Origin of the sequence: Sphingomonas vulcanisoli (genome assembly GCF_011761305.1) — a bacterium.
GTDB classification, from domain to species: domain Bacteria; phylum Pseudomonadota; class Alphaproteobacteria; order Sphingomonadales; family Sphingomonadaceae; genus Sphingomonas_I; species Sphingomonas_I vulcanisoli.
On record NZ_JAAOZC010000001.1, the window covers coordinates 658,908 to 682,630 of the forward strand.

Consider the following 23,723-nt stretch of genomic DNA (forward strand, 5'->3'; position numbering starts at 1 on the left):
CCGAACGGCCCCGCGCCAGCACCGGAGAGCATATGAGCGAAGCGCCCGAACTTCCCGAGATCGACGAGAGCCTGATCCACGACAAACGGCTCAACCGCTGCGTGGCGACGACGGTGGTGATTCTCAGCGTCTCGATGGCGCTGGTCAACATCAAGGACGGCAATATCGTCCAGAATATGGAGCAGGCGCAGGCCAACCGCATCGATACCTGGAACGAATATCAGGCGACGCGGGTCAAGCTCCACATGGAGGAGATTGCGGCGGCGAGCGGCGGGGCCGCAGCGGCCAAGGCGCAGGTCGAGACCGCGAAATATCAGAAGGAATCAGCCGATCTGAAGCAGGCCGCCCAGGCAGCACAGGACGATTACGACCATAACAATTACCGGGACGACCAATTCGATCTCTCGGACGGCCTCGCCTCGATCGCGCTGGCGACGACCGCGATCGCCGCCTTGGTCGAGTTGTGGGGGCTGCTCTATTTCGGCTGGGCGACCGGCGCGCTGTCGATCCTGTTCGCGGTCGCGGGCTTCGCGCAGCTGCCGATCCATCCGAACATGATTATCGGCTGGCTGACGTAATAGAGCGCGTCAGTTCAGCCGCTGACCCAAGCCGGTGATGGTCTTGTCGACCATCGCCTTGTCGCTGCCCGCATCGTGGGTTTCGGCGATGAGGGTGGCGGCGGCGGCGGCGGCGGCGGTCGCCGCTTTGGCGCGGAGTTCGGCGATCGCGGCGCGCTCGGCGGCAGCGATCTTGTCTTCGGCCATGCGGCCACGGCGCGCGACCAGGGTCTCGGCGTCTTCCTTGGCCTTGGCGACGATCAGCGCGGCTTCCGCTTGGGCGTGATCGAGGATCGATTGGGCGTCGGCATCGGCCTGCCGGGCCTTGGTCTCATATTCGGCCTTGAGCGCTTCGGCGTCGGCGCGGAGCTTGCTGGCTTCATCGAGCTGAGTGCGGATCGCGGCGATCTGGCGATCGAGTGCGGCGCCGATCGCGGCGGGCACCTTCTTCCAGATGACGATCGCCAGCACGACGATCATCGACAGCGCGACCCAGCCGCCGGGCGGCAGGCCGAGCGCGGTCATTTCCGCATGCTCGATCTTTTCGGGCTGTGCGACCGTGGTCGCGTTGAGCTGGGTGCCGGTGACGTGTGCCATCTGCTCTTCCTCAGCCCCGAACCATTGCGTCGGCAACCGCCGCCGCTGCTGATTTGTGATCGACCGCCTTGCCCGTAATCCGCGCGACGATCTCCTGCGCGGCTTCGATCGCCACGCCCTCGATCTCGCCGAGCGCCGCATCGCGCCGATCGGCCAAGGCCCGCTCGGCATGGAAGGTGCGTTCGGCGATCTGCGCGTCGGCACTCTTGAGCCGCTGCTCGGTGGCCAGCGTCGCCTGCGCCTTGGCGGCGGCGGCCTGAGCCTGGGCCTTGCCGCGGCTGTCATTCAACTTAGCGAGGTAGGCGCCCTCGGCAGCATCCGCCGCAGCCCGCGCCGCTTCGGCCGCAGCAAGATCGCCGCTGATCTTGGCGGAGCGATCGTCGACCGTCCGCTGGATCTTCGGCAGCATCGCCCTGCCGATGCCGAAATAGATGAGCGCGAACACCAGCACGAGCCAGAAGAGCTGGCTCGCATAGATGGCGGCGATCTGGTCTATTTGAGGCATCGGATTCCCGGGCTGACTACCTAAGGTGAGGCGAAAGGGAGGCCAACGCGGCCCCTCCGCCCAAGCTTACTTGACGACGAACAGGATCAGGATTGCGACGACGAACGCGATCAGGCCCAGAAGCTCGGCGGCGGCGAAGCCGATGAACAGGCGGCCCTGCTGGCCGTCAGCCGCGCCCGGATTGCGCAGCGCGCCCTCGAGGAACGAGCCGAAAACGTTGCCCACGCCGATCGCGGCCATGCCGACGCCGATCGCCGCGAGACCGGCGCCGATGACCTTTGCTGATGCGAGATCCATTGTAAGTCTTCCCTTCTAACTATCTGATATATCAGTGGAGGTTGATCGCGTCGTTCAGATAGAGCGACGTGAGGAGCGCGAACACATAAGCCTGGATCGCCGCGACCAGCAGCTCGAGCGCGGAAACGCCGACGATCATGACGAAGGAGAGCAGGCTGACCACCCAGCCGATGCCGGGACCGGCATTGAGCCCCTGCACGACGAAGCTGGCGAACACATCGAGCAGGATGTGTCCGGCGGTCATCGCAACGAACAGTCGCAGTCCGAGGCTGAACGGCCGCACCAGAAAGCTCATGAACTCGATCGGCGCGACGAGGATGGCGATGTACCAGGGCGTGCCGTGCGGCACGAACAGCGAGAAGAAGTGCAGGCCATGCTTGGCGAAGCCGACGACGACGACGATGCCGAAGCTGAAGAAAGCGAGGATCGCGGTCAGCGAGATATGGCTGGTGATGGTGAACGGATGCAAGCCGGGCACGATGCCGAGCGGGAACAGGCCGATCAGATTGGCGAACAGGATGAACATGAACAGCGAAAAGACATAGGGCGTGAACTTGCGCCCGTTCGGCCCGATGTTGGTATCCATCATGTTGGTGACGAAGGTGGTGACGCCTTCCACCGCGGCCTGCCAGCGGCCGGGAACCAGCGCGCGCCGCATGCCGCCGAGCATGAATACCCACAGCGCCACGAAGACGATGACCATGAACAGCGCCGAATTGGTGAAGCTTATGTCATAGCCGCCGACGACCAGGCGGTGCCCCATCATGGGCTCTACCAGGAATTGGTGCATCGGATCGATACCGGGCCCCTCAGCCGCCACGCTTGCTTCCCTATTCTTGTCAGAGCAGCGCCCGGATCACTCCGGACGCTGGCTCGAATTCTTGACGATGATCCAGATGGCGGCCACCGATCCGAGGATCAGCAATACCAAAAGGAGCCAGGGCGAGGTGCCGAACCAGCCATCTAACTGCCAGCCGAGCACTCCTCCGCCGACCGGACCCGCGATCAATTCGGCGAGCACGCGGCTTCCCTGTTTATAGCCCTTGTCAGGGCCGGGTCGCATCGTGCCGCTTCTGATCTTCTCGGTCTTGGCGGCGGCTTTGAGCCGCGCATCAAGCTCGGTCAGCCGAGCGTCCCCACCGATCGGATCCTGTCCGGTTGTATCCTCCGGCATGCCGTAACCTCTCCTGTCGCCGGGGAGGTCTGGCCGCACCGGCGGGCACTCCCGTCAGGCGCCGTCCCTTTAGCAAGGGTCACCCTCAAGTCAACTTACTGTGACGATCGGCGGATGCGCGCCGTCGCCGGTCAGAGCCCTGCGGCGGTGCGAAGTGCGGTGTAGCGGGGGGTATCCGGCGCATAGATCGTATCCAGCGATCCCCACGGTCCATATTCGGACAGCAGATTTACGTCGTCGTAATTCTCCATCAACTGGCCACCGTTGGCCGAGAAATCCTGCAGCCAGCGCGTATAAAGCTGTCCCATCCGTGGATCGGCGATCAGCCGGGCAAAGAAATTGGTGAGGATCGGCTTGGTCGCCGGATCGGCCATGAAATAATAGAAGGACAGACCGCCTTCATAGCCGACCAGCGCGAGGCCATTGGCCTTGGCCCAGGCAGCGTGCTTGGGCTCATAATTATATTTGGCATCGTCCAGCGACGTCCCCGCCGCCTGCAGCAGGCCGCCATGTGCCAGCTGCTGAAACGCCTGGGTGAGGCCGTTGCCTGTCGTATCGTTGGCCCAGCCCAGCACTACGGCGCGATCCGCCTCATTGCCTGGCTGCGCGCCCAGCGCATCGCCGAAATAGACCGCGACCGCATATTCGCGGAACAGGCTGCCGATCGTGCCGACGTTGGCGAAACTGACACCCTTGGCCATCGCATCGGTGACTTCGGTGCCCGTCCAGCCGTACCAGCCGCCGAGGACCGGGCGGAATTGTGCCGATCCGCTGCCGAAGATGCTCCAGCCGATCGAAGCGATCTGCGCAGCGCGATAGCCATAATAGGTGTTCGCGGCCCACTGCGTGGTCTGCCACATCGTCTGCGCCTGCTGCGCCGCCCACCGATTTTGTTCAAAACTGCCGTTCCACACCTCATTGCTATATTCGAGGTGGAGCTTGAGCGTGGGCGAAAGGTTCGCCTTGATATAGCTCAGCGTCTGGCGGACGTAATCGTCACTGGCGTGCGCGGGGATCGTCTTCCAAAGATCGACGCCCGCCTCATTGGCCAGCCGCACCTCCAATTCCAGCGGCATCCGCGTCCAGAGCGCATCGCCTGGCTTCTGCCGATCGGCCCAATTGATCTCCTGGCTGTTGTTGATCTGGTCCCAATCCATTGTGCGGAAAGCGGCGAAGGGCTTGACCACACGATTGACGAAATCGGGCGTGAAGACCTTACCTGAGTCATAATCGGCGACCTGATCCGAGCGGAGCACGGTGATATCGCGGATCGGATCGTTGGGATCGGTGGCAGTAATGTCGATCAGCGCCGAGCCATAAACATTGACGAACTTCAGCTGATGATCGCCGCGCGATTCGACATTGACGATCCCCGCAACGACGGTGCCGGTGCCCTTCCACCGGACGACATATTCGGTGGAGGTGTTGGCGGAAAGCGGATCGAGCGGAATGTTGATCTCCCAATAGCCGGTGGCGGGCATGGCGATCGGCCAGCCGTCACCGTTCAGCTGGCTGGGATCGACAGCGCCGCCGCCGCGTACAATCCACGCCCCGCCCATCTTAAAGCGGTCCATCAGCGGCAGTTCGCCGCTGTAATTGGCCAGCGCGGCAAGGTTCATGCCCGTTTTCGGATAGAGCGGGTTGACCCCCGGCAGACCGACGACCGAGCCGACCGCAGAAACCGCTGTCGTCACGGATTTATTGGTGCCGGCGATGTGCAAGGCTCCGGAGCCACATGCCGCGACAAGCAAGCCGACGATCACGGCAACGGGTTTTCTGACCGGGGCGGGCATGATCAATCCTTTGTGACGAGTACGAAACCTACATCTATTGGCGAAATACTTTTATTACCCAACGGTATAAACCGCCGGTTAACTAATTTGTTCGCTAGAGATTCGGGGATCTTTTCTTGGACAATGCCTATAGCCTATCAATTTACCAATCAATAACGTCGATCTTCGGTCTAGCGCAGAGTCGACTCGCACCGTCCCGCGACGCTAGGATTTCGCGATGAGCGAGATCGATCCCGGCCATGACGCGAGCGGCCATCGCGCGCGGCTGCGCGAACGGCTGGTGGAGGGCGGGCCGGAGGCTCTGCTCGATCACGAGCTGATCGAATATCTGCTGATGATCGCCATTCCACGGCGCGATACAAAGCCGATCGCGCGGCGGCTGATCGCCGAATTCGGCACGCTGGGCGCCTTGCTCACCGCCGATACGCCGACCTTGCGCGCCGCGGGCGTTTCGGAAGCCGCGATCGGCGTGCTCAAGATCGCGCAGGCCTCGGCGCTCAGGCTGTTGAAGCAGCAGGCGGCCGATCGGCCCGTCCTTTCGAGTTGGCAGGCGCTGACAGACTATCTCCACGCCGCGATGGCGCACCGCATGACCGAGAGTGCGCGCGTCCTGCACCTGAACACGCGCAACATGCTGATCCGCGACGAGATGGTTTCGGAAGGATCGGTCGATCAGGCGGCGATCTATGTGCGGGAGGTGGCGCGGCGCGCGCTGGAGATCGGATCGGCGGCGATCATCCTGGTCCACAACCATCCCAGCGGCGATCCTGCTCCCTCCCGGCAAGACATTGCCCTGACCCGCGAGATGGTGGCGGCGCTGAAGCCGCTCGGCATCCAGGTCCACGATCATGTCGTGATCGGCGCAAGCGGTCATGCCAGCCTGCGTGGCCTCGGGCTGATTTAGCGATCGACCTTATCCTCCCGGGCAAGGGAAGGTGGCAGGCCGAAGGCCTGGCGGAGGGGTGTCCCCCGCACGATTGCGGGATACCCCTCCGACGCGCTTCGCGCCACCTCCCCTTGCAGGGAGGAATTCGATGACGGCTATCCGCCTTCTGTCCGCGGCGCTGATCGCGCGTTCGATCCATGTCATCGCAATGCCATAAAACGCGCGAGACAGCGGGCCCGAAGCGTGATTTACTCACTCCCCCTTGAGCATAGGAGGAATGAGTCGATGAGCGATTCCCATTCAGCCGCACTGGTTGCCAAACACGCCTCTCTGGACGCCCGCATCGCGAGCGAATCGCGCCGGCCGCGCCCCGACGAGGTGCTGATGCACATGCTGAAAAAGCAGAAGCTCAAGATCAAGGAAGCCCTGGCGCGGCTCTGATAGTCGGCCGGTCTGCCGCCCCACGCTCCGAGACGAGCGGCGGGGGCGGCGGCTCCATCAATTCTTCAATTTCCAGCCGCGGCGGAGCAGCACGTAGCACAGCACGCCGAGCACGACATTGACGCTTACCAGCACCAGCGATCCCGTCGCGACATTGCTGTCCGTCGATCCCAGAACGCCGTAGCGGAAGCCCGAGATCACATAGAAGAACGGATTGGCGTGGCTGAAGGCGCGGAAGGCGCCGTGCAGCCCTTCGATCGAATAAAAGGTGCCGGACAGCAAAGACAGCGGCTGGACAATGAAATTTGTCACCGTCGCATTGTGATCGAACTTGTCCGCCCAGATCGAGGTGAGCACGCCGAGCAGCGACAGCATCAGCGCGCCGAGCAGCCCGAACAGGATCGCGATCAGAGGATGGACCGGGATCAGCCGCGTTTCCGGCCAGAACAGCATCGCCATCCAAAGGACGAGCCCGACGAGGATCGCCCGCGTCATCGCCGCCCCGGTCAGCGCCGCCAGCAGCTCGCCGCTCGACAGCGGGGGCATGAGATAATCGACGATAGTGCCCTGCATCTTGCCGACCAGCAGCGAGAAGCTGGCGTTGGCGAACGCCGCCTGCATGATCGCCATCGCGATCAGCCCGGGCGCGGCGAACGCCCCGAACGGCACGCCCATCACTTTCTGCCCCGATCGCCCGAACGCGATCGAGAAAACCGTCAGCAGCAGCAGCGCGGAAAAGGCCGGCGCCCAGACAGTTTGGAGTTGCACCTTGAAGAAACGCCGCACCTCCTTCACATAGAGGGCGGAAAGTCCCCCCCAGTTTATGACAGGGATCACCGGTACGCCGGGTGCGGGACGCTGTGGATTTACCGAGGTTTCGGGCATGGAGCGCGCCTAAGCGCGCCCGCACCCGGCGGCAAGCCTCATGAACAAGGCAAGGAAGCCAAAAATGTCGTGGACGGACGAACGGATCGAACAGCTTAGGCAGATGTGGGAGGGCGGAATGACCGCCAGCCAGATCGCTGAGGCGCTGACCGGCGTCAGCCGCAACGCGGTGATCGGCAAGGCGCACCGCCTGGGCCTGCAGTCGCGTCCCTCGCCCGTGAAGGGCGGCGAGGCCGCGTCCGCAGCCGAGGCCGAGGTTGAAGCAGCCCCGCCAGCGCCTAAGCCTGCGCCCGTCGCCGCGGTGAGCGCACCGGAGCCCGTGGCGCCCAAGCCCGCGCCGCCCGCTGCGGCCCCTGCCGCGCCGGCAAGCGCGCCGGTCTCCGATGCGCCGCCCGCGCCTGTGATGCGCTCGATCGGCCCCGGTGGCTTCCAGCGCCAGAATCCGCATGAGCAGCAGGCTCCGATCCCACCCGCGCCGCCGCGCCGCCTGGTCCCGGCCAAGCCCTCGGCGGAGATCGCCAGCAAGACCAGCCTGCTCGAACTCAACGACCGCATCTGCAAATGGCCGCTGGGCCATCCCGGCGAGCCCGATTTTCACTTTTGCGGCGATCAGGTGAACCCGGGCTTCCCCTATTGCCTGGCGCACTGCTCGGTCGCGTACCAGGCGCAGCTCCCTCGCCGCGACCGCCGCCCGCCCCCGCCCCTGCCCTACGGCGCGCCGCGGGTACGCTAAGGTCCTCCCCATGGTCCGTTTGTCCCGAGCGAAGTCGAGGGACGTGTCTCGACTACGCTCGACACGAACGGTGGTGAGAGCAGGCGTCGATGGCTGACGAGCCCCGCGAGGCCAGCCCGATCACCCCCGCCGGCTACGCCGCGCTGCGCGCCCGCTATGAGCAACTGTTTAGCGATGAGCGCCCCAAGCTGGTCGAGGTGATCAGCTGGGCGGCGCGCAATGGCGATCGTTCCGAGAATGGCGACTATATCTACGGCCGCAAGAAGCTGCGCGAGATCGATCGCGAACTCAACCACCTCGCCCGCCGGATGAAGGCGGTGAAGCTGGTCGATCCGGCGCAGCAGGCAGACAAGGCCCGCGTCTGGTTCGGCGCGACGGTTACGATCACCGACGAGGATGATAACCACCGCACCCTGACCCTGATCGGCGAAGACGAAGCCGATGCCACCGCAGGCCGGATCAGCTGGCGCTCGCCCATCGCGCGTGCGTTGCGCGGGGCTGTGGTGGGCGATCTGCGCCGGGTGACATTGCCCGGTGGCGAGAAGGAATATGAGGTCGTGGCGATCCGATATCGGGCGTGATTGCGGTAGTCGCCTCATCTTATGGGCGGAGAGAATGGCAGCTATCGGCGACCGTTCCATGCAGGTGGAATGATGGTTGGGTTAGCTTCCTTAAAACTGCAAGGCGGCGGGTGTTCAAGGTTTCCCACGTCCCCTCGGATAGTGTTGCACATCGCCCGGCATTGTGACCCATGCGTGCATAGTTTGCTCCCAAACCGATCGCACTGGTGTCGGAAAGCTGGGATCAGCGATCGCGCCGATAGGAATGCCAATCTTCGTCGGGTGCTTTCCTGACTTAACGTAAACTGTTGATCCACAGTTGGGGCAGAAATAGGCCTCAAAGCGATTGCCTTCATCGGTCGATCGCGCAAACCGCTTCGCCTCGCCAGTGGCGACGATCTGATCTGCCGAATAATAAGCGACAACACCGAATGGCGATCCTGTGCGCCGCTGGCACGCGACACAGTGACAAACTACTGGTCCCGGTGCGGGTACTGTATCAGAACACACGACGGAGAGCTGGCCGCATTGGCATTCCGCATTCATACTGTGCCTCTTAAATCTTCAACCGAGGATGAGCTGATCGCAGTCGGTCTGCAATCCACAGCGTTAGATGCGGACATGCCGACAGATTTGGGTCATTTGCTGATTGTCCGATACAAGCAGGCTCACCCGGCGTCGGGCGCGACCACCTGCGGCACGGGCTTGGCCACCGGCTGCTCGACCACCCGCACCCCCAGCTCGCGCAGCTGCTTCATGCTAGCCAATGAAGGCGCGCCCATCAGCAGATCTTCTGCGCGCTGGTTCATCGGGAAGAGCGTGATTTCGCGGAGATTGTGGACGCCGCAGAGCAGCATCACGATGCGGTCGACCCCCGCGGCCATGCCGCCGTGGGGCGGCGCGCCATATTGGAAGGCGCGGTAGAGGCCGCCGAAGCGTTCCTCGACGTCCGCCTGGCTGAGGCCGACGAGCTCGAACGCCTTGACCATCGTCTCGGGCGATTCGTTGCGGATCGATCCGCTTGCGATCTCATAGCCGTTGCAGACCATATCATATTGATATGCCTTGAGACTGAGCGGATCCTGCATCTGCAGCGCCTCCAAGCCGCCTTGCGGCATCGAGAAGGGGTTGTGTGCGAAATCGACCTTTTTCTCCTCTTCGTCATACTCATAGAAGGGGAAATCGACGATCCAGCACAGCGCGAAGCGATCCTTGTCGATCAGGTTGAGCTGCTCGCCGGTACGAGTGCGCGCGAGGCCGGCGAGCTTGGCGGCCTGCGCTTCCTTGCCCGCGGCGAAGAACACGCCGTCATTGGGGCCGAGACCGAGCGCGGCGATCAGTTTGGCAGTTGCTTCCGGGCCGTGATTCTTGGCGATCGGGCCGCCGGGCTCGCCATCCTTGATGTTGATGTAGCCGAGCCCCGAATAGCCTTCGCCGCGCGCCCAGACGTTCATGTCATCGAAAAATTTGCGGCTGCCCGCGCCCGCGCCTGGCGCCGGGATGGCGCGGATCACGCCGCCACCCTCGACGATGCCGGCGAAGATGCCGAAGCCCGAGCCGACGAAATGATCGGTGACGTCGGTGATCTCGATCGGGTTGCGCAGATCGGGCTTGTCCGATCCGTACTTCAGCAGCGCCTCGCTGTGCGGGATGCGCGGGAAGCTGCCTGCGGGCGTCACCGGCTTGCCCTCGGCGAACGCCTCGAACACGCCCGCGATCACCGGCTCCATCGTGTTCCAGACGTCTTCCTGGGTGACGAAGCTCATCTCGAGATCGAGCTGGTAGAATTCGCCGGGCAGGCGATCGGCGCGGGGGTCTTCGTCGCGGAAGCAGGGCGCGATCTGGAAGTAACGATCGAAACCCGCGACCATCAGTAACTGCTTATATTGCTGGGGCGCCTGGGGCAGCGCGTAGAATTTGCCCTGATGGATGCGGCTCGGCACCAGGAAATCGCGCGCGCCCTCGGGCGAGGAGGCGGTGAGGATCGGCGTCGAATATTCGGTGAAGCCCACCTCCGTCATTCGCGCGCGCATGTCCGCGATGATCTTGGTGCGCTTGACGATGTTGGCGTGGAGCGTGTCGCGGCGCAGATCGAGGAAGCGGTAGCGCAGGCGGATATCCTCGGGATAATCGGCCTCGCTCGCCACCGGCAGGGGCAGTTCCTGCGCTGCGGAAAGCACGGTCACGCTCTTTGCGAACACCTCGATTTCGCCGGTGGCAAGGTTCGCGTTCACCGTCGCGGCGTTGCGTGCCTTGACCACGCCATTGATCGTCACGACCGATTCCACGCGCACGCTCTCCAGCACGGGCAGGGCGGGCGAATCGCTGTCGGCGACGATTTGGGTCAGCCCATAATGATCGCGCAGATCGATGAAGAGCACGCCGCCATGATCGCGCTTGCGATGCACCCAGCCGGAGAGGCGGACCTCTTGCCCGACATAGGAGGCGCTCAAAGCGGCGCAGGTGTGGGTACGGTAGGCGTGCATGTCTAAATTTCCGTTCGGCGCGCCGTCGCCGCGCTATCGACGGACCGGCACAAGGGATTCCCGCCGACGCGGGAATGACGATTTAAGATGGTGCGGCGCTTTCCGCTCCACCCCCCGTTTGTCAACCCGCCAGCGCGCGCTATGGGAGGGATGACATGCAAATCCATCCGCTGATTACCGATTCCGCCGCCCTCGCCGCCCTCTGCCAGCGCCTCGCCAAGAGCGATTACGTGGCAGTCGATACCGAATTCATGCGCGAGAACACCTATTGGCCCGAACTTTGCCTCGTCCAGATCGCCGATGACAAGGAAGCCGCGGCGATCGATCCGCTGGCGCCGGGAATTGATCTGCAGCCTTTGCTCGATCTGCTGGTGAAGAATGAGGATGTGCTCAAGGTCGTCCACGCGGGCGGGCAGGATCTCGAGATCGTCTACAATCTCACCGGCACCACGCCGCACCCTCTGTTCGATACCCAGATCGCGGCGATGGCGCTGGGGATGGGCGAGCAGGTCGGCTATTCGAACCTCGTCGAGAGCATGACCGGCGTGAAGCTCGACAAGGGCGCGCGCTTCACGGACTGGAGCCGCCGCCCGCTCGACAAGCGGCAGATCGATTATGCGATCGGCGACGTCACGCACCTCGTGAAGATTTTCCCGCGCATGCTGGAGAAATTGCGCAAGACCGGGCGCGGCGCCTGGCTCGATCAGGAGATGGAGCGGATCGCCGACCCCGCCCATTATGTCAACGATCCCGATCTGGCCTGGCAGCGCGTCAAGGTGCCGACCCGCAAGGCCGATGTGCTGGGCCGGCTCAAGGCGATTGCGGGCTTCCGTGAGCGCGAGGCGCGCAAGAAGAATCTGCCGCGCGGCCGGCTGATCAAGGATGAGACGATCGCGGATCTCGCCATGCACCCGCCGCGCAGTCAGGCGGATCTGGCGAAGGTGCGCGGGCTGGCATCGAGCTGGGCGGGCAATGACATCGGCGCGCGGCTGATCGCGGCGATCGAGGGCGCCAAGCCGCTGTCCGAAGAGGAAATGCCCGCGCGCGAGGATCGCCGCCCCGGCCTCGGCAAGGATGGTGCGCTGGTGGCGGACCTGTTGAAGCTGCTGCTCAAGGTGCGATCGCGCGATGCCGATGTCGCCTCCAAACTGATCGCGCGCAGCGACGACATCGATGCGCTTGCCGCCGGCCAGCGCGAGGGTTTGGCGATCCTGGAGGGCTGGCGCTACGAGGTGTTCGGCAAGGATGCGCTGGCGCTGGTGGAAGGCCGCACGGGCTTTAGCGTCAAGGGCGGCAAGATGGTGATGAGCGAGCTGGGGTAACCTCGATATCCCCCTCCCTGTAAGGGAGGGGTTAGGGGGTGGGTTGCAGAGTGACGGGCTCGATGCCCCGAACGTAGCTTTGGCGAGCGTTTGAGGATTCTTTGGGCGCGCAGACGCGCGCACCCACCCCTCAATCCCCTCCCTTGCAGGGAGGGGAGGTCAGGTGATCCGCCGCACCACCGCGCGCCGCCCGAAGCTCGCCGCCAGCGTCTTGTGCCGCCGCTCCACCGCCTCACCGTACAGCGCGACATCCTCGCCGCGCAGTTCCAGCACCAGGCTTTCCTGATCGATCTGCAGCCGGCTTTCCCTGAGCGGCCCCGCGACGCCGCCCGAGAGCCGCTGGCCGAGCCGCATCGCCAGCCCCCAGCGCATCCCGCGATTGCAAAGATCGGCGCTGATCATCTCAGCGACGCGCGGCGCCAGACCCTCGCCGCCGAAATGAGTGAACAACGCCTGGCTCATCAAGGCGCGGCCCGGAGCATCCACGCCCACCCAATTGCCGTGCAGCGCGGTCTCGACGCCGCGTTCGGCGCGGAATTCGGGATGCGCGCGCCAGCCGACGTCGGCGAGCAGGCAGCTTGCGTGCCGCAGCCGCGCCAATTCCTGCGGCTCGCCCGCGAACAAGGGTGCGATCCATTGATCGAGCAGATCGCCATGCTCCGGGAAACGGCCCTGCCGCATGCCCTCGTCGCGCGTGGCACATAGCAAGGGATCCTGCGCGCGGACATCGGCGGGCAGGCTGCGGTGGAGCAGGCCCTCGCGCAGGCCGTAGGAGGAGACGATCAGCTCCGAAGGCTCGATCCGCCGGACCAGCGCGGCGAGCAGGCTGGCGGCGGGGCCGAGGGTCGCGACGCGCGAGGAGGCGATGCCCGCCAACTCCTTGATCCGCTTGGAATCGAACTGACCGAGCGCGCGGACCAGCCGCCGCGCCTCGCTGGGCGCGAAAGCATAATGGTGGATGATCGGCAGCGGATAATCGCTCAGCACCATGTGCAGCCGGGCGAGCGCGCGCCATGATCCGCCGACGAGGTAGAAAGGCTTGCCGCGCGCATCCTCCCGCCAGCCGCCCTTGGTGAGCATCTTGTCCAGCGTGCGATCGACCCGCGCCGAATCGAGCTTGAGCGCGCTCAGCCGCAGCACGCCGAGCGGCATCGATATCCCCTCGCCCACTTCGCCGCGCCGGACGCGGATCAGCTCCAGACTGCCGCCGCCAAGATCGCCGACGATGCCGTCCGCCTCTGGAATCGCCGCGAGCACGCCGTGGCCCGCGAGCTTGGCTTCCTCGCCGCCGGTGATGAGCTCCACCGGCAGGCCCATCGCGCCTAGCTCATCGATGAACGCCCGGCCGTTACTGGCGTCACGCACCGCGGCGGTGGCAACGGTGCGCAGCAGCCCGACGCCCATATCCTCAGCCAGACGGCGGAAGCGGGCCAGGGCGGCCAGCGCGCGCTCCACCGCTTCGGGATCGAGGGCGCCGTTTTTGGCCAGCCCGCGGCCGAGCCCGGCCATGATCTTCTCATTGAACAGGATCGATGGGATGCGGTTGGCGCCCTCGTAGATCACGAGGCGGATCGAATTGGAGCCGATATCGATGATGCCGAGCGGACCGGCATGGGCCTTCGGCTTAAGGAGCGGGATGGCGGCCATGCGTAACCCAGGTTAGCGGGCAAAAGCGCCGGGCGAAAGCTATGATCAGTCGCGGTTGAGCTTCAGCTTGGGCACCGCCCCGCCCCGCTTGCGCGCCGCACCCCGGCCGGAAAGCGAGGGATTGGTCATGAAATAGCGGTGGAGGTTGAAGCTGCGCTTGGCGGGCGCGGCGCGTTCATAGCTGCCGTCGGCCTCCAGCCACCAGCTCTGCTCATCGTCCATCAGATTGGCGACCATCACCTGATCGAGCACCTGCGCGTGGACCGTGTCATTCTCGATCGGCAGCAGATATTCGACGCGGCGATCGAAATTGCGCGGCATCCAGTCGGCCGAGGAGATGTAGATCTTGGCATCCGGATTGGGCAGATCCGCGCCGTTGCCGAAGCACATGATGCGGCTATGCTCCAGGAAGCGGCCGACGATCGATTTGACGCGGATATTGTCGGACAGGCCGGGCACGCCCGGGCGCAGGCAGCAGATACCGCGCACCACCAGATCGATCTCCACGCCCGCCGCACTGGCGCGATAGAGTTTCTCGATGATCGCGGGATCGACCAGGCTGTTGAGCTTGGCCCAGATCGCCGCCTCGCGCCCGGCGCGGGCGTGATCGATTTCGGCATCGATCAGATCGGAAAGCTTGTCGCGCAGGCCGTGCGGCGAGAGCGTGAGCATCTCGAGGTTGCGCGGCTCGACATAGCCAGTGACGTAGTTGAACAATTGCGCGGCATCGCGGCCCGCGCGCGGATCGGCGGTGAAGAAGCTCAGATCGGTGTAGATGCGCGCGGTGATCGGGTGATAATTGCCTGTGCCGAAGTGGCAGTAGGTGCGGAATTGATCACCCTCGCGCCGCACCACCATCGATACTTTGGCGTGCGTCTTCCAATCGATGAAGCCGTAAACCACCTGGACGCCCGCGCGCTCCAGCGCTTCGGCCCAGTTGATATTCTGCTCCTCATCGAAGCGCGCCTTGAGCTCGACCACCGCGGTGACCGATTTGCCCGCCTCGGCGGCATCGATCAGCGCGCGGATCACCGCCGATTGCTTGCCGGCGCGGTACAGCGTCTGCTTGATCGCGACGACATCGGGATCGGCGGCGGCCTGGCGGAGGAAGGCGAGGACGACATCGAACGATTCGTACGGGTGCTGGACGATGATGTCCTTGGCTTTGATCGCAGCGAAACAATCGCCGCCATGTTCGCGAATTCGCTCGGGAAAGCGCGCCGTGTAGGGCGGGAATTTGAGATCGGGCCGGTCTTCCTCGACCAGCTCGGCGAGATCGGTGATGCCGAGAAATTCCTGTGTATCGACGATCACGTCCTCCGCCGTGCCGATCTCCTCGCGCACCAGAGTGGCGAGCGCCTCGGGCATGTTGGGGGTGGGTTCGAGGCGGATGATCCGGCCCCGCCGCCGCGCCTTGATCGCCGAACGGAAGTAGAGGACCAGATCCTCGGCCTCCTCCTCCACTTCCAGATCGCTGTCGCGGATCACGCGGAAGCTGGTCTCGCCGAGCATTTCGTAGCCGGGAAAGAGGATATCGGTGAAGCGGCTGATCAAGGTCTCGATCGCAACATAGCGCGCGGTATCGCCCGGCAGGCGGACGAAGCGCTTGATCGTCGAGGGCAGCATGATCAGCTCGCGCGTCGGCTCGCCATCGGACAGCCGTTTGAGATCGAACAGCAGCGTGAAGCCCTTGTTGGGGATGAAGGGGAACGGGTGCGATGGATCGAGCGCCTGGGGGGTGAGGATCGGGAAGATCTGCTCGCGGAAATGCTTCTCCAGCCAGGCCGCGGTCTCGCCGACGAGCTGATCCTTTACCAGCACCGCGACGCCGGCGGCGGCGAGCTGTTCGCGCAGGGTCAACCAGACGGTCTGCTGCACGTCGGTCAGCAGATCCGCCTGTTCGGCGACCACCGCGAGCTGCTGCGAAGGCGTCAGCCCATCGGGCGAGCGATCCTCGATGCCTTGCATCTGCTGGCCCTTGAGGCCGGCGACCCGAACCATGAAGAATTCGTCGAGATTGTTGCCGGAGATGGAGAGGAAGCGCAGGCGCTCCAGCAACGGATGCGCGGGATTGCACGCCTCATCCAGCACGCGCCGGTTGAACTCGATCCACGAAAGCTCGCGGTTGAAATAGCGCTCCTTGAGGGGGAGCGGCGGCGGCGGCGCGTCGTCGGCGGCGCCATCATCCTGAATGGGAACCGGATTGATGTGATCCATAGCCCCCAGTCTAGCCGTTTGCGTGCGACTCGTCGATGACGCCCATCGCGATCAGCGCCCGCCGCGCGAGCGGGACGGTCAGGCCCTGCCGCCGTTGGAGTGCGAGTTCGTCGAGCGCCTCCAGCGTGTGGTGGATGCCGAGATAGCTGCGTTCGATCCGGGGACCGAGATAGCGAAGCAGTTCGGGCGGCGCGGCCAGGCCGCGGTCATGCGCCATCTTCTCGATCAGCCGGGTCGCCAATTCCTCATCCGGATCGGGGATCGAGACCACCGGCGTCGCGGCGATCCGCGAGCGCAGATCGGGCAGCGCGATCGTCCATTCCGGCGGCAGACGATCCGCGATCAGGATCAGCGGGCGTCTGCGCTCCTGCGCGCGGTTCCAGGCATGGAACAGCGTCTCCTCGTCCACAACCTCGGCATTGTCATAGAGTTCGCCGCCGGTTCGCGCGGCGACGATGCGGCCGAGCAGGCTGCGGCCCGATTTGCGCGGGCCGGTCAGCACGGTCGCCATCACCGGCCACAGCGACCAATGTTCGAAATGCCGGACAACCGCCGTGTTGGAGGCCGAGACGACATAATCGCGCTCGTCATCCCCGGCGGGCCAATCGAGCGGCAGCGCGATCTGGCCGGCCGCTAAGCTCATTGCCGCCGCAGCCTCAGCGTTCCATTGTCATCGCGCAACTGCAGCCCCGCGCCGAAGGCGGCGGCGCGCAGCGCGGCGACGTCTCCGGCGAATTCGACGCGCATCAGCGAGACGCCGCCGAGCGCGAGACTGGGGGTAGTTGCGGATTTGACGCCGGGCAGGCCGCGCACCGCCTGCTCGATCGCGCTTTCGGTGGCGGCGTCGGGGGTTTCGACCTGGATGGTGAAGGTCTGCACCGGGCCGCCGGTCGCGGGCGCGGCGGTCGCACCAGCATCACCGGTCTCCTCGGTCGCAGCTTCCTCGCCGAGATCCTTCACCGCAGCAGGTTCGGCGACCAATGTGGGATCGGCGATCAGGCCGCCTTCGCGGAAAGTGTCGGCATAGGCTTGATCGATCCGCCGCACGCCTTCGTCCAGCATCCGCGCCAGATCGTTGCTGTCGCGTGCGACGAGATCGAACCGCGCGACCTCCTTCGAATCGGGGCCGTGATAGGCGATGAAGTGGGCGATCACCGGGCCGCCGGGGAAGCGCCGCTCGAGATGGACGGTCGGCACGACCACGTCCGAAGCGCCATATTGATCGAGGATCATCCGCCACCAGCCGCGCCCGGGCCGTCCCGCCTGCGCGACGTTGAGCAGCAGCGGATCGAGCCCGGTGCCCACCGGCCGGATATAATCAATCGGGCTGCCGCCGGAGCGGAAGCGCGCCCAGGCCTTCTGCCAATCGGTGCGATGCTCGAAGCTCTGCGCGACACCGCCGGACCACATCACGGGAATCACCAAGGTCGGTGCCGATCGCGGCCCGCCGCCGTGCGCGCCGAGCAGATCGCCCGCGCGCCCGCGATCGAACAATACGCCCAGCCGCGCGATATAGCGGTGCGCGCCGATCTGTTCGTCTTCGACCGAAACGCCGGCGACGACCTGATCGAGCTGGCCATCGGAAAGGTTGGGCGCCTGGTTCGCAGGCAGATTGTTCGCCTTGGCCCAGAGCTGCTGCCAGCCGCGCCGCTGCGCCAGCCGCCAGCCGACCATCCGCGCCTGCTCGGCCGTTTTGCCGACGACATCGACCTGAATACCGCCGACTTCATAATTGGCGGCGCTGTCGATCGGCGGCACGCCGCGATCGCTACCTTCGATCTGCGCGAGCCCCCAGGCGGCCAGACCGAGGGCGACCGCCGTTCCCGTGGCGAGGATTATGCGGCGGCGGCGCGTCATTCGGATGTGCTTCTGGCGAAACGCCCGTGGAAATCCAAGGGGGATGTGTCTAGGGGCGGTCAGATTGATCCTCCCCTGCAAGGGGAGGGGGACCATGCGCAGCATGGTGGAGGGGTATTCCGCTCTCGAGAGGGCGATACCCCTCCGTCATCGCTTCGCGATGCCACCTCCCCCTACGTGGGAGGATTGGAGATAGATGACCGAAGATTCCTATTCTTACGCCAAGGCCGGCGTCTCGATCGCGGCAGGCAATGCGCTGGTGAAGGCTATCGCGCCGCTGGTGCGCGCCACCAGGCGGCCCGGCGCGGATGCCGAGATCGGCGGGTTCGGCGGCTTTTTCGATCTCAAGGCGGCGGGCTATTCCGATCCGCTGCTGGTGGCCGCAAACGATGGCGTCGGCACCAAGCTCAAGCTGGCGATCGACAGCGGGCGCCACGATACGGTCGGCATCGATCTCGTCGCGATGTGTGTAAACGATCTGATCGTGCAGGGCGCCGAGCCCTTGTTCTTCCTCGATTATTTCGCCTGCGCCAAGCTGGACAACGGCATTGCCGAGCGCGTGATCGCGGGAATCGCCGAAGGCTGCCGCATCGCCGGCTGCGCGCTGATCGGCGGCGAGACCGCCGAGATGCCGGGCATGTATGCCGAGGGCGACTATGACCTCGCCGGCTTTTCGGTGGGCGCTGTGGAGCGCGCGCAGGCGTTGACGGGGACTAAAGTGCAAGCGGGCGATGTGCTGCTCGGGCTGGCGTCCTCGGGCGTCCATTCCAACGGCTTCTCGCTGGTGCGGCGGCTGGCGGCGGACAAGGGCTGGAAGCTCGATCGCCCCGCGCTGTTCGATCCGGACCGGTTGCTGATCGATTGGCTGATGGAGCCGACGCGCATCTACGTGAAGAGCCTGCTGCCGCTCGTGCGTGAAGGCCGGATCGCGGCGCTGGCGCATATCACCGGCGGCGGCTTGCTGGAAAATGTGCCCCGCGTGCTGCCCGAGGGGCTGCGCGCCGAGATCGACGCCGATCGCTGGCCCCTGCCCCGCCTGATGGCGTTCCTGCAGGCGCAGGGAAATATCGAGTCGGAGGAAATGGCGCGAACCTTCAACTGCGGCATCGGCATGGTCGCGGTGGTGCGCGCGGATGAGGTGGATGCCGTGGCCGCGGCGCTGGAGGCGGCGGGGGAGACGGTGTTCGGGATCGGTGAGATCGTGGAAGGGCAGCGCGGCTGTTCGGTGAAGGGCTCCGTCGAAACTTGGAGCGCGCGCGCCGATTGGCGCGCCGAACATCATGCCTAAGCGCACCAGAACTCCCTCTCCCCTTGTGGGAGAGGGGATCGGGCGGACGGGCTCGATGCCCGTTCGCTCGATAGATGGCGGCGCACTTCCCTATTCGCGCAATCGGGCATCGAGCCCGCTTGCGCGATCCCCTCTCCCTTCCCTCTCCCACAAGGGGAGAGGGTAAGTGGGAAAGGCCCGCGTCGGTATCCTCATCTCGGGGCGGGGATCCAACATGGCGGCGCTGATCGAGGCGTCGCATGCATCCGACTGCCCCTACGAGGTCGCGCTGGTCGTCTCCAACGTGCCCGATGCGGCGGGGCTGGCCTATGCCGCCGCCAACGGCATCCCCCAGTTCGCCGCCTCGCACAAAGGCATGAAGCGCGCCGAATTCGATGCGCTGGTCGATGGCGCGCTGCGCGATGCGGGTGTCGAATATGTTGCGCTGGCTGGTTACATGCGGCTGCTCTCGCCCGCCTTCGTCGATCGCTGGGCGGGGCGGATGGTCAACATTCACCCGTCGCTGCTTCCTGCCTACAAGGGCCTCGATACCCACCAGCGTGTGCTCGACGCCGGCGAGACGCGGCATGGCGCGACCGTCCATCTCGTCACCGCCGAGCTCGATGACGGCCCGATCCTCGCCCAGGCCGAAGTGCCCGTGCTGGAAGGGGACGATGCCGAGGCGCTCGCCCGGCGCGTGCTGATCGAGGAGCATAAGCTCTATCCGCAGGCGCTCGCCGAGCTGATCCGCCGATGAGTCCCGATCCCGAAGCCGATCTCGTCAAACTGCGCGCGATCGCGCTGGCGCTGCCGCACGCCGCCGAAAAGCTCTCGCACGGCCAGCCGGTGTTCTTCATCGAGAAAGGCAAATTGTTCGCCCAATATTGGCACGATCATCACCATGACGATGCCAGCGCGGTGATGGTCAAGCTCTCGGGCATCGAGGAGCAGGAGATGCTGATCGATCTGGATCCCGAGCTTTATTATCGCCCGGCCTACATCGGGCATTCAGGCTGGATCGCTATCCGTACCGATGTGATGGGGACGGATTGGGACATGATCGCAGACAAGGTCGCGGCAAGCTGGCGCAACGTCGCGCCCGCGAAGCTATTGCGCGAATGAGCGAGACGCCGCGTGAAAAGGCGGAAGCCGCGCGCGTCCGCCGCCGCTGGCTGACGCTCGGCGAGTTGCTCGGCATCGCCGCCGTGGTCATCTCGGCCCTGACCTTCTGGAACAGCTACCGCGAACGCACCACCAGCGAGGCGCAGCATCAGGCGGAGCAGGCCAAGGGCAGCAAGCTCGCCGCCACGCTGCTGCTCAAGGGCACCCCGGCGCATGATGGCCGCGTTCTCGAGCTCGCAGCGCGGGCCGAGGGGCAGAGCATCGATTCGCAGACCATCCATTTTCCCGCCGCGCTGGGCATCGATCCGATCGAGACCTCGGGCGATCCCCGGATCGAGCGCGACTGGTTTGCCAGCGCCGTCGCCAAGGCGCGCCATGCCGCCGGGCTCAAGGACGAGACCGGCGACGCGCGCCTGCCCGTGTTGATCGAGAGCCGCTTCACCGCCGATGGCGATTCGCGCACCGCGCTCGATCGCTACGTAATCGGCTATACCACCGACACGAGCTTCCTTTCCGGAACGCGGATCAAGCTCCACGGCTTGTCGCGGACCGCCGCCTCTAAAGACATTCGCAGCGGCCAGAAGGCGATCGATGCGGCCTGGAAAACGGAGCTTTCGTCAGGGCGCTAAGGACTGCGGCGGCCGCTCGCGGCCAAGGATACGGACCAGAACGGGTACTGCTAGAAAGCCGAACATCGAAACCCTCGGCCAAAAGAAGCAGCCAACGATGGCAATCCCCGCCGCGATCGGCACGCTCAACGATCGGCGCATGATCGCAGCGACCTGCGCATCGCTGACTTCCGGCAAGCGGTTCTCGGCGCGCAATGCCAGCCGGAACAGCCGGATCTGCAGCAATGCGATAACGATCAGGCAGCACGAGTAGAAGATATTCGGGAAGGATTGTTCGACATTCTCGCTCATGAAGGCGGTCGCGAACGGCAGAAAGGCGATCATCATCAACAGGTGCAGATTGGCCCAGACCAGATGCGGATCGTGCCGGGCGAGCAGACCGAACACGCGGTGGTGCGCGTTCCAGAAGGCGCCGATCACCAGGAAGCTGACGAAGAAGCCCGCGAACTTGGGCGTCTCGCTTGCCAGCGCCTGCAGCGCGCGCTGGGTGGCGTCCGGGCCGGGGGCTACGTGCGGAACATTGAGTTCGACGACGAGCAGGGTGATCGCGATCGCAAAGACGGCGTCGGAGAAAAAGACCAGCCGTTCGAGCAGTTTGGATTGCATATCGTCCCCCCGGTCAGCGCGACGCTAACCGGGGAGCATTGGAAAAGCCAAGCTTAGCCGACGATTTCTTCGGGCTTGAAGAAATAGGCGATCTCGATCGCGGCATTCTCGTCGCTGTCAGACCCGTGGACCGAGTTCGCCTCGATCGATTCGGCCAGTTCCTTGCGGATCGTGCCGGCTTCGGCGTTGGCGGGGTTGGTCGCGCCCATGATGTCACGGTTGCGCTGCATCGCATTCTCGCCCTCGAGCACCTGCACGACGACCGGGCCGGAGATCATGAAGCTGACGAGATCGTTGAAGAACGGACGCTCCTTATGGACCGCGTAGAAGCCCTCGGCCTGCTCCTTGGTCATCTGGATACGCTTGGAGGCGACGACGCGCAGGCCGCCATCCTCCAGCATCTTGGTAACGGCGCCGGTCAGGTTGCGCCGCGTGGCATCGGGCTTGATGATCGAAAAGGTGCGGGTCGTCGCCATGGCGATCCGTTACTCCATATAGGTCTTGTTGAGATGGGCGCGCCTCTAGCGGGGGGGTCGGACGGTGGCAACCCGTGCGATGCTGAGGATCACCCCTCGAGCACGTCCCGAACCCATTGATCGAGCAGGCGGACGCCATAGCCGGTCGCGCCCTTATCGTAGAGCGCGGCGGGCTTGGCGGCCCAGACCATGCCGGCGATATCGAGGTGCGCCCATTTCACGCCATCATCGATGAAGCGTTTGATGAATTGCGCGGCGGTGATCGATCCGGCTTCGCGCGGGCCGATATTCTTCATGTCGGCGATGGGGCTTTCCAGCATCTTGTCATAGGCATCGCCCATCGGCATCCGCCAGAGTTTCTCGCCCGCCGTCTTGCCCGCGGCCGTCAGCTGTTCGGCGAGAGTGTCATCGTTGGAAAAGATGCCGCCATATTCATGGCCGAGGCTGACGATCATCGCGCCGGTCAGCGTCGCCAGATCGACGATCGTCTTGGGAGCGAACCTTTTCTGCACCCAGGTCAGCGCATCGCACAGCACCAGCCGACCCTCGGCATCGGTGTTGAGCACCTCCACCGTCTGGCCCGACATGGTGGTGACGACATCGCCCGGCCGCTGGGCCTTGCCGTCGGGCATATTCTCGACCAGCCCGCAGATGCCGACGACATGGACCGGCGCCTTGCGCGCCGCCAGCGCGCGCATCACGCCGGTGACGGCGCCCGCGCCGCCCATATCCCACTTCATATCCTCCATGCCCGGCCCAGGCTTTAGGCTGATGCCGCCGGTATCGAAGGTGACGCCCTTGCCGACGAAGGCGGTCGGTTCCTTGACCGCGCCGTTGGTGCCGTCCCATTTCATGACGAGCAGCTGCGCCTCACGCTCCGAACCCTGCGCGACGCCGAGCAGCGCGCCCATGCCCGCCAGGCGCATCTCGCGCTCGCCCAGCACCTCGATCTCGAGTCCGAGCTCGCGGCCCGACATCGCCAGTTCGACGAAGCTTTGCGGATAGAGCAGATTGGCGGGCTCGGTGACCAGCATCCGCGTGAAGGCGGCGCCTTCGACCACCGCCTCGCGGCTTTTCCAGGCGGCCTTGGCCTCCTCGATACGATCGCCCGCGACGATCGTGAGCTCGGTGAGGCTGGGCTTCTGCTTGTCGGTGAGCTTGGTGCGGTAGGTGTCCAGCCGCCAACTGCGCAGGCTCGCGGCCTCGGCGATGCCCGCGGCGAGCGCGGCGCGATCCGCGGTGGCGATGTGCGAAAGATCGACGACCGCGCCGGCGGCGCCCGAGGTCAGCAACCTGGCGACGATCGCGCCGCCGGCCTTCAGGCCATCGCGCGCCGCGCCGACGCCGACGATCAGCAGGTGGGTGACGCCAGCGCCCTCCGGCAGGTGCAGCTCGACCAGGCTCCCCGCCTCGCCGGTGAAGCGCGCGCTAGCGATCGCCGCCGCCACCACTGCTTCGCCGCCCTTCAGCGACGCCGGCAGCGCCCGCCCCGCGCCCTCACCCGAAAGCACGGGCAGGACGACGACAGGAGCCGCCTGGGGACGATCAACAGCGAAACGGATGGTAAGCAAGCAAGGGCCTTTCAGCGATCAAGCGCGCGTTCTTAGGCCTCTCGCCTCGCCTGTCAAAGCGGTTCGGCGCGTGGACGATTGCGGGCGCTTCGGGG

The 23,723-nt window shown here is 65.1% G+C and carries 26 protein-coding genes; 10 read left to right on the plus strand and 16 right to left on the minus strand.

Annotated elements, in window-relative coordinates:
- Window positions 1-32 precede the first annotated feature (32 nt).
- Entirely contained in the window at window positions 33-578 is a 546-nt protein-coding gene (locus FHS31_RS03100; protein WP_167071843.1) for a DUF4337 family protein, read from the plus strand.
- Window positions 579-587: 9 nt separating this feature from the next.
- On the opposite strand, the gene FHS31_RS03105 is transcribed toward FHS31_RS03100, so the two are convergent.
- The 6 genes from FHS31_RS03105 to FHS31_RS03130 form a co-directional block, all read right to left on the minus strand.
- Entirely contained in the window at window positions 588-1,154 is a 567-nt protein-coding gene (locus tag FHS31_RS03105; RefSeq protein ID WP_167071844.1) for a F0F1 ATP synthase subunit B family protein, read from the minus strand.
- Between the two features lie 10 nt (window positions 1,155-1,164).
- Complete coding sequence (locus FHS31_RS03110; RefSeq protein ID WP_167071845.1) at window positions 1,165-1,659, minus strand: F0F1 ATP synthase subunit B family protein; 495 nt, start codon at window positions 1,657-1,659, stop codon at window positions 1,165-1,167.
- Window positions 1,660-1,725: 66 nt separating this feature from the next.
- Entirely contained in the window at window positions 1,726-1,956 is a 231-nt protein-coding gene (locus FHS31_RS03115) for a F0F1 ATP synthase subunit C (protein ID WP_167071846.1), read from the minus strand.
- A 31-nt stretch (window positions 1,957-1,987) separates the two neighbouring features.
- On the minus strand, window positions 1,988-2,776 hold the full coding sequence (locus FHS31_RS03120; protein ID WP_167071847.1) for a F0F1 ATP synthase subunit A: 789 nt from the start codon (window positions 2,774-2,776) through the stop codon (window positions 1,988-1,990).
- Between the two features lie 36 nt (window positions 2,777-2,812).
- Window positions 2,813-3,130, minus strand: a complete 318-nt coding sequence (locus tag FHS31_RS03125) for an AtpZ/AtpI family protein (protein ID WP_167071848.1) — start codon at window positions 3,128-3,130, stop codon at window positions 2,813-2,815.
- A 131-nt stretch (window positions 3,131-3,261) separates the two neighbouring features.
- Window positions 3,262-4,923 carry a hypothetical protein gene (locus tag FHS31_RS03130; RefSeq protein ID WP_167071849.1) on the minus strand — a complete coding sequence of 554 codons (1,662 nt, stop codon included), beginning with the start codon at window positions 4,921-4,923 and terminating at the stop codon, window positions 3,262-3,264.
- A gap of 217 nt (window positions 4,924-5,140) precedes the next feature.
- On the opposite strand from FHS31_RS03130, the gene radC reads away from it, so the two are divergent.
- Together radC and FHS31_RS03140 are read left to right on the plus strand one after the other, a co-directional pair.
- Complete coding sequence (gene radC / locus FHS31_RS03135; protein WP_167071850.1) at window positions 5,141-5,827, plus strand: RadC family protein; 687 nt, start codon at window positions 5,141-5,143, stop codon at window positions 5,825-5,827.
- A 267-nt stretch (window positions 5,828-6,094) separates the two neighbouring features.
- A complete protein-coding gene (locus FHS31_RS03140; RefSeq protein ID WP_167071851.1) occupies window positions 6,095-6,250 on the plus strand; it encodes a YdcH family protein in 156 nt (51 codons plus the stop codon).
- A 57-nt stretch (window positions 6,251-6,307) separates the two neighbouring features.
- Here the strand turns inward: FHS31_RS03140 and FHS31_RS03145 are convergent, their stop codons facing one another.
- Window positions 6,308-7,135, minus strand: coding sequence for an ABC transporter permease (locus FHS31_RS03145; protein WP_167071852.1), 828 nt, complete (start codon window positions 7,133-7,135; stop codon window positions 6,308-6,310).
- 64 nt (window positions 7,136-7,199) lie between these two features.
- Between FHS31_RS03145 and FHS31_RS03150 the strand changes: the two genes are divergently transcribed.
- Together FHS31_RS03150 and FHS31_RS03155 are read left to right on the plus strand one after the other, a co-directional pair.
- Complete coding sequence (locus FHS31_RS03150; protein ID WP_167071853.1) at window positions 7,200-7,868, plus strand: GcrA family cell cycle regulator; 669 nt, start codon at window positions 7,200-7,202, stop codon at window positions 7,866-7,868.
- 89 nt (window positions 7,869-7,957) lie between these two features.
- Window positions 7,958-8,449 carry a GreA/GreB family elongation factor gene (locus tag FHS31_RS03155; protein WP_167071854.1) on the plus strand — a complete coding sequence of 164 codons (492 nt, stop codon included), beginning with the start codon at window positions 7,958-7,960 and terminating at the stop codon, window positions 8,447-8,449.
- 114 nt (window positions 8,450-8,563) lie between these two features.
- Here the strand turns inward: FHS31_RS03155 and FHS31_RS16780 are convergent, their stop codons facing one another.
- Both FHS31_RS16780 and aspS read right to left on the minus strand, forming a co-directional pair.
- Window positions 8,564-8,974, minus strand: coding sequence for a GFA family protein (locus tag FHS31_RS16780; RefSeq protein WP_167071855.1), 411 nt, complete (start codon window positions 8,972-8,974; stop codon window positions 8,564-8,566).
- Window positions 8,975-9,096: 122 nt separating this feature from the next.
- Window positions 9,097-10,914: an aspartate--tRNA ligase gene (aspS, locus tag FHS31_RS03165; RefSeq protein ID WP_167071856.1), complete on the minus strand. Its 1,818-nt coding sequence runs from the start codon at window positions 10,912-10,914 to the stop codon at window positions 9,097-9,099.
- Window positions 10,915-11,069: 155 nt separating this feature from the next.
- Between aspS and rnd the strand changes: the two genes are divergently transcribed.
- A complete protein-coding gene (rnd, locus tag FHS31_RS03170) occupies window positions 11,070-12,236 on the plus strand; it encodes a ribonuclease D (protein WP_167071857.1) in 1,167 nt (388 codons plus the stop codon).
- A 159-nt stretch (window positions 12,237-12,395) separates the two neighbouring features.
- Here rnd and FHS31_RS03175 read toward each other — a convergent pair whose 3' ends face one another.
- The 4 genes from FHS31_RS03175 to FHS31_RS03190 are packed head-to-tail and all read right to left on the minus strand — an operon-like array spanning window position 12,396 to window position 17,957.
- Window positions 12,396-13,883 (minus strand): Ppx/GppA family phosphatase, encoded by a 1,488-nt coding sequence (locus tag FHS31_RS03175; protein ID WP_167071858.1) that lies wholly within the window; start codon window positions 13,881-13,883, stop codon window positions 12,396-12,398.
- Between the two features lie 45 nt (window positions 13,884-13,928).
- Window positions 13,929-16,100 carry an RNA degradosome polyphosphate kinase gene (locus FHS31_RS03180; RefSeq protein WP_167071859.1) on the minus strand — a complete coding sequence of 724 codons (2,172 nt, stop codon included), beginning with the start codon at window positions 16,098-16,100 and terminating at the stop codon, window positions 13,929-13,931.
- 10 nt (window positions 16,101-16,110) lie between these two features.
- The gene (locus FHS31_RS03185) at window positions 16,111-16,743 is read right to left on the minus strand and encodes an HdaA/DnaA family protein (protein WP_167071860.1); all 633 of its coding nucleotides are present in this window, start codon (window positions 16,741-16,743) and stop codon (window positions 16,111-16,113) included.
- Complete coding sequence (locus tag FHS31_RS03190; RefSeq protein ID WP_167071861.1) at window positions 16,740-17,957, minus strand: heavy-metal-associated domain-containing protein; 1,218 nt, start codon at window positions 17,955-17,957, stop codon at window positions 16,740-16,742. Before FHS31_RS03190 ends, FHS31_RS03185 begins: the two co-directional genes overlap by 4 nt.
- Before the next feature lie 196 nt (window positions 17,958-18,153).
- Here FHS31_RS03190 and purM point away from each other — a divergent pair, with 196 nt between their 5' ends.
- The 4 genes from purM to FHS31_RS03210 all read left to right on the plus strand — a co-directional run bounded on the left by purM (window position 18,154) and on the right by FHS31_RS03210 (window position 20,975).
- Window positions 18,154-19,245 carry a phosphoribosylformylglycinamidine cyclo-ligase gene (gene purM, locus FHS31_RS03195; RefSeq protein WP_167071862.1) on the plus strand — a complete coding sequence of 364 codons (1,092 nt, stop codon included), beginning with the start codon at window positions 18,154-18,156 and terminating at the stop codon, window positions 19,243-19,245.
- Between the two features lie 166 nt (window positions 19,246-19,411).
- A complete protein-coding gene (gene purN / locus FHS31_RS16700; RefSeq protein ID WP_341786274.1) occupies window positions 19,412-19,981 on the plus strand; it encodes a phosphoribosylglycinamide formyltransferase in 570 nt (189 codons plus the stop codon).
- The gene (locus tag FHS31_RS16705; protein WP_167071863.1) at window positions 19,978-20,346 is read left to right on the plus strand and encodes an MmcQ/YjbR family DNA-binding protein; all 369 of its coding nucleotides are present in this window, start codon (window positions 19,978-19,980) and stop codon (window positions 20,344-20,346) included. Before purN ends, FHS31_RS16705 begins: the two co-directional genes overlap by 4 nt.
- Window positions 20,343-20,975 (plus strand): hypothetical protein, encoded by a 633-nt coding sequence (locus FHS31_RS03210; protein WP_167071864.1) that lies wholly within the window; start codon window positions 20,343-20,345, stop codon window positions 20,973-20,975. The genes FHS31_RS16705 and FHS31_RS03210 overlap by 4 nt, the downstream gene beginning before the upstream one ends.
- On the opposite strand, the gene FHS31_RS03215 is transcribed toward FHS31_RS03210, so the two are convergent.
- From FHS31_RS03215 to FHS31_RS03225, 3 genes are all read right to left on the minus strand, one after another.
- Window positions 20,964-21,581: a TMEM175 family protein gene (locus FHS31_RS03215; protein WP_167071865.1), complete on the minus strand. Its 618-nt coding sequence runs from the start codon at window positions 21,579-21,581 to the stop codon at window positions 20,964-20,966. The genes FHS31_RS03210 and FHS31_RS03215 overlap by 12 nt on opposite strands.
- A gap of 53 nt (window positions 21,582-21,634) precedes the next feature.
- The gene (gene ndk / locus FHS31_RS03220; RefSeq protein WP_167071866.1) at window positions 21,635-22,057 is read right to left on the minus strand and encodes a nucleoside-diphosphate kinase; all 423 of its coding nucleotides are present in this window, start codon (window positions 22,055-22,057) and stop codon (window positions 21,635-21,637) included.
- Between the two features lie 89 nt (window positions 22,058-22,146).
- On the minus strand, window positions 22,147-23,628 hold the full coding sequence (locus tag FHS31_RS03225; protein WP_167071867.1) for a leucyl aminopeptidase: 1,482 nt from the start codon (window positions 23,626-23,628) through the stop codon (window positions 22,147-22,149).
- Between the last annotated feature and the right edge of the window lie 95 nt (window positions 23,629-23,723).

Bases quoted from the DNA above. Each gene is read 5' to 3' on its own strand.
- FHS31_RS03180 (WP_167071859.1), bottom strand. From the start codon at position 16,100: ATGGATCACATCAATCCGGTTCCCATTCAGGATGATGGCGCCGCCGAC.
- FHS31_RS03175 (WP_167071858.1), bottom strand. From the start codon at position 13,883: ATGGCCGCCATCCCGCTCCTTAAGCCGAAGGCCCATGCCGGTCCGCTC.
- FHS31_RS03145 (WP_167071852.1), bottom strand. From the start codon at position 7,135: ATGCCCGAAACCTCGGTAAATCCACAGCGTCCCGCACCCGGCGTACCG.
- FHS31_RS03105 (WP_167071844.1), bottom strand. From the start codon at position 1,154: ATGGCACACGTCACCGGCACCCAGCTCAACGCGACCACGGTCGCACAG.
- FHS31_RS03190 (WP_167071861.1), bottom strand. From the start codon at position 17,957: ATGACGCGCCGCCGCCGCATAATCCTCGCCACGGGAACGGCGGTCGCC.
- FHS31_RS03100 (WP_167071843.1), top strand. From the start codon at position 33: ATGAGCGAAGCGCCCGAACTTCCCGAGATCGACGAGAGCCTGATCCAC.
- FHS31_RS03130 (WP_167071849.1), bottom strand. From the start codon at position 4,923: ATGCCCGCCCCGGTCAGAAAACCCGTTGCCGTGATCGTCGGCTTGCTT.
- radC (WP_167071850.1), top strand. From the start codon at position 5,141: ATGAGCGAGATCGATCCCGGCCATGACGCGAGCGGCCATCGCGCGCGG.
- FHS31_RS03150 (WP_167071853.1), top strand. From the start codon at position 7,200: ATGTCGTGGACGGACGAACGGATCGAACAGCTTAGGCAGATGTGGGAG.
- FHS31_RS03110 (WP_167071845.1), bottom strand. From the start codon at position 1,659: ATGCCTCAAATAGACCAGATCGCCGCCATCTATGCGAGCCAGCTCTTC.
- FHS31_RS03125 (WP_167071848.1), bottom strand. From the start codon at position 3,130: ATGCCGGAGGATACAACCGGACAGGATCCGATCGGTGGGGACGCTCGG.
- FHS31_RS16780 (WP_167071855.1), bottom strand. From the start codon at position 8,974: ATGAATGCGGAATGCCAATGCGGCCAGCTCTCCGTCGTGTGTTCTGAT.
- FHS31_RS03140 (WP_167071851.1), top strand. From the start codon at position 6,095: ATGAGCGATTCCCATTCAGCCGCACTGGTTGCCAAACACGCCTCTCTG.
- aspS (WP_167071856.1), bottom strand. From the start codon at position 10,914: ATGCACGCCTACCGTACCCACACCTGCGCCGCTTTGAGCGCCTCCTAT.
- FHS31_RS16705 (WP_167071863.1), top strand. From the start codon at position 19,978: ATGAGTCCCGATCCCGAAGCCGATCTCGTCAAACTGCGCGCGATCGCG.
- FHS31_RS03215 (WP_167071865.1), bottom strand. From the start codon at position 21,581: ATGCAATCCAAACTGCTCGAACGGCTGGTCTTTTTCTCCGACGCCGTC.
- FHS31_RS03115 (WP_167071846.1), bottom strand. From the start codon at position 1,956: ATGGATCTCGCATCAGCAAAGGTCATCGGCGCCGGTCTCGCGGCGATC.
- ndk (WP_167071866.1), bottom strand. From the start codon at position 22,057: ATGGCGACGACCCGCACCTTTTCGATCATCAAGCCCGATGCCACGCGG.
- FHS31_RS03185 (WP_167071860.1), bottom strand. From the start codon at position 16,743: ATGAGCTTAGCGGCCGGCCAGATCGCGCTGCCGCTCGATTGGCCCGCC.
- FHS31_RS03155 (WP_167071854.1), top strand. From the start codon at position 7,958: ATGGCTGACGAGCCCCGCGAGGCCAGCCCGATCACCCCCGCCGGCTAC.
- FHS31_RS03210 (WP_167071864.1), top strand. From the start codon at position 20,343: ATGAGCGAGACGCCGCGTGAAAAGGCGGAAGCCGCGCGCGTCCGCCGC.
- purM (WP_167071862.1), top strand. From the start codon at position 18,154: ATGACCGAAGATTCCTATTCTTACGCCAAGGCCGGCGTCTCGATCGCG.
- rnd (WP_167071857.1), top strand. From the start codon at position 11,070: ATGCAAATCCATCCGCTGATTACCGATTCCGCCGCCCTCGCCGCCCTC.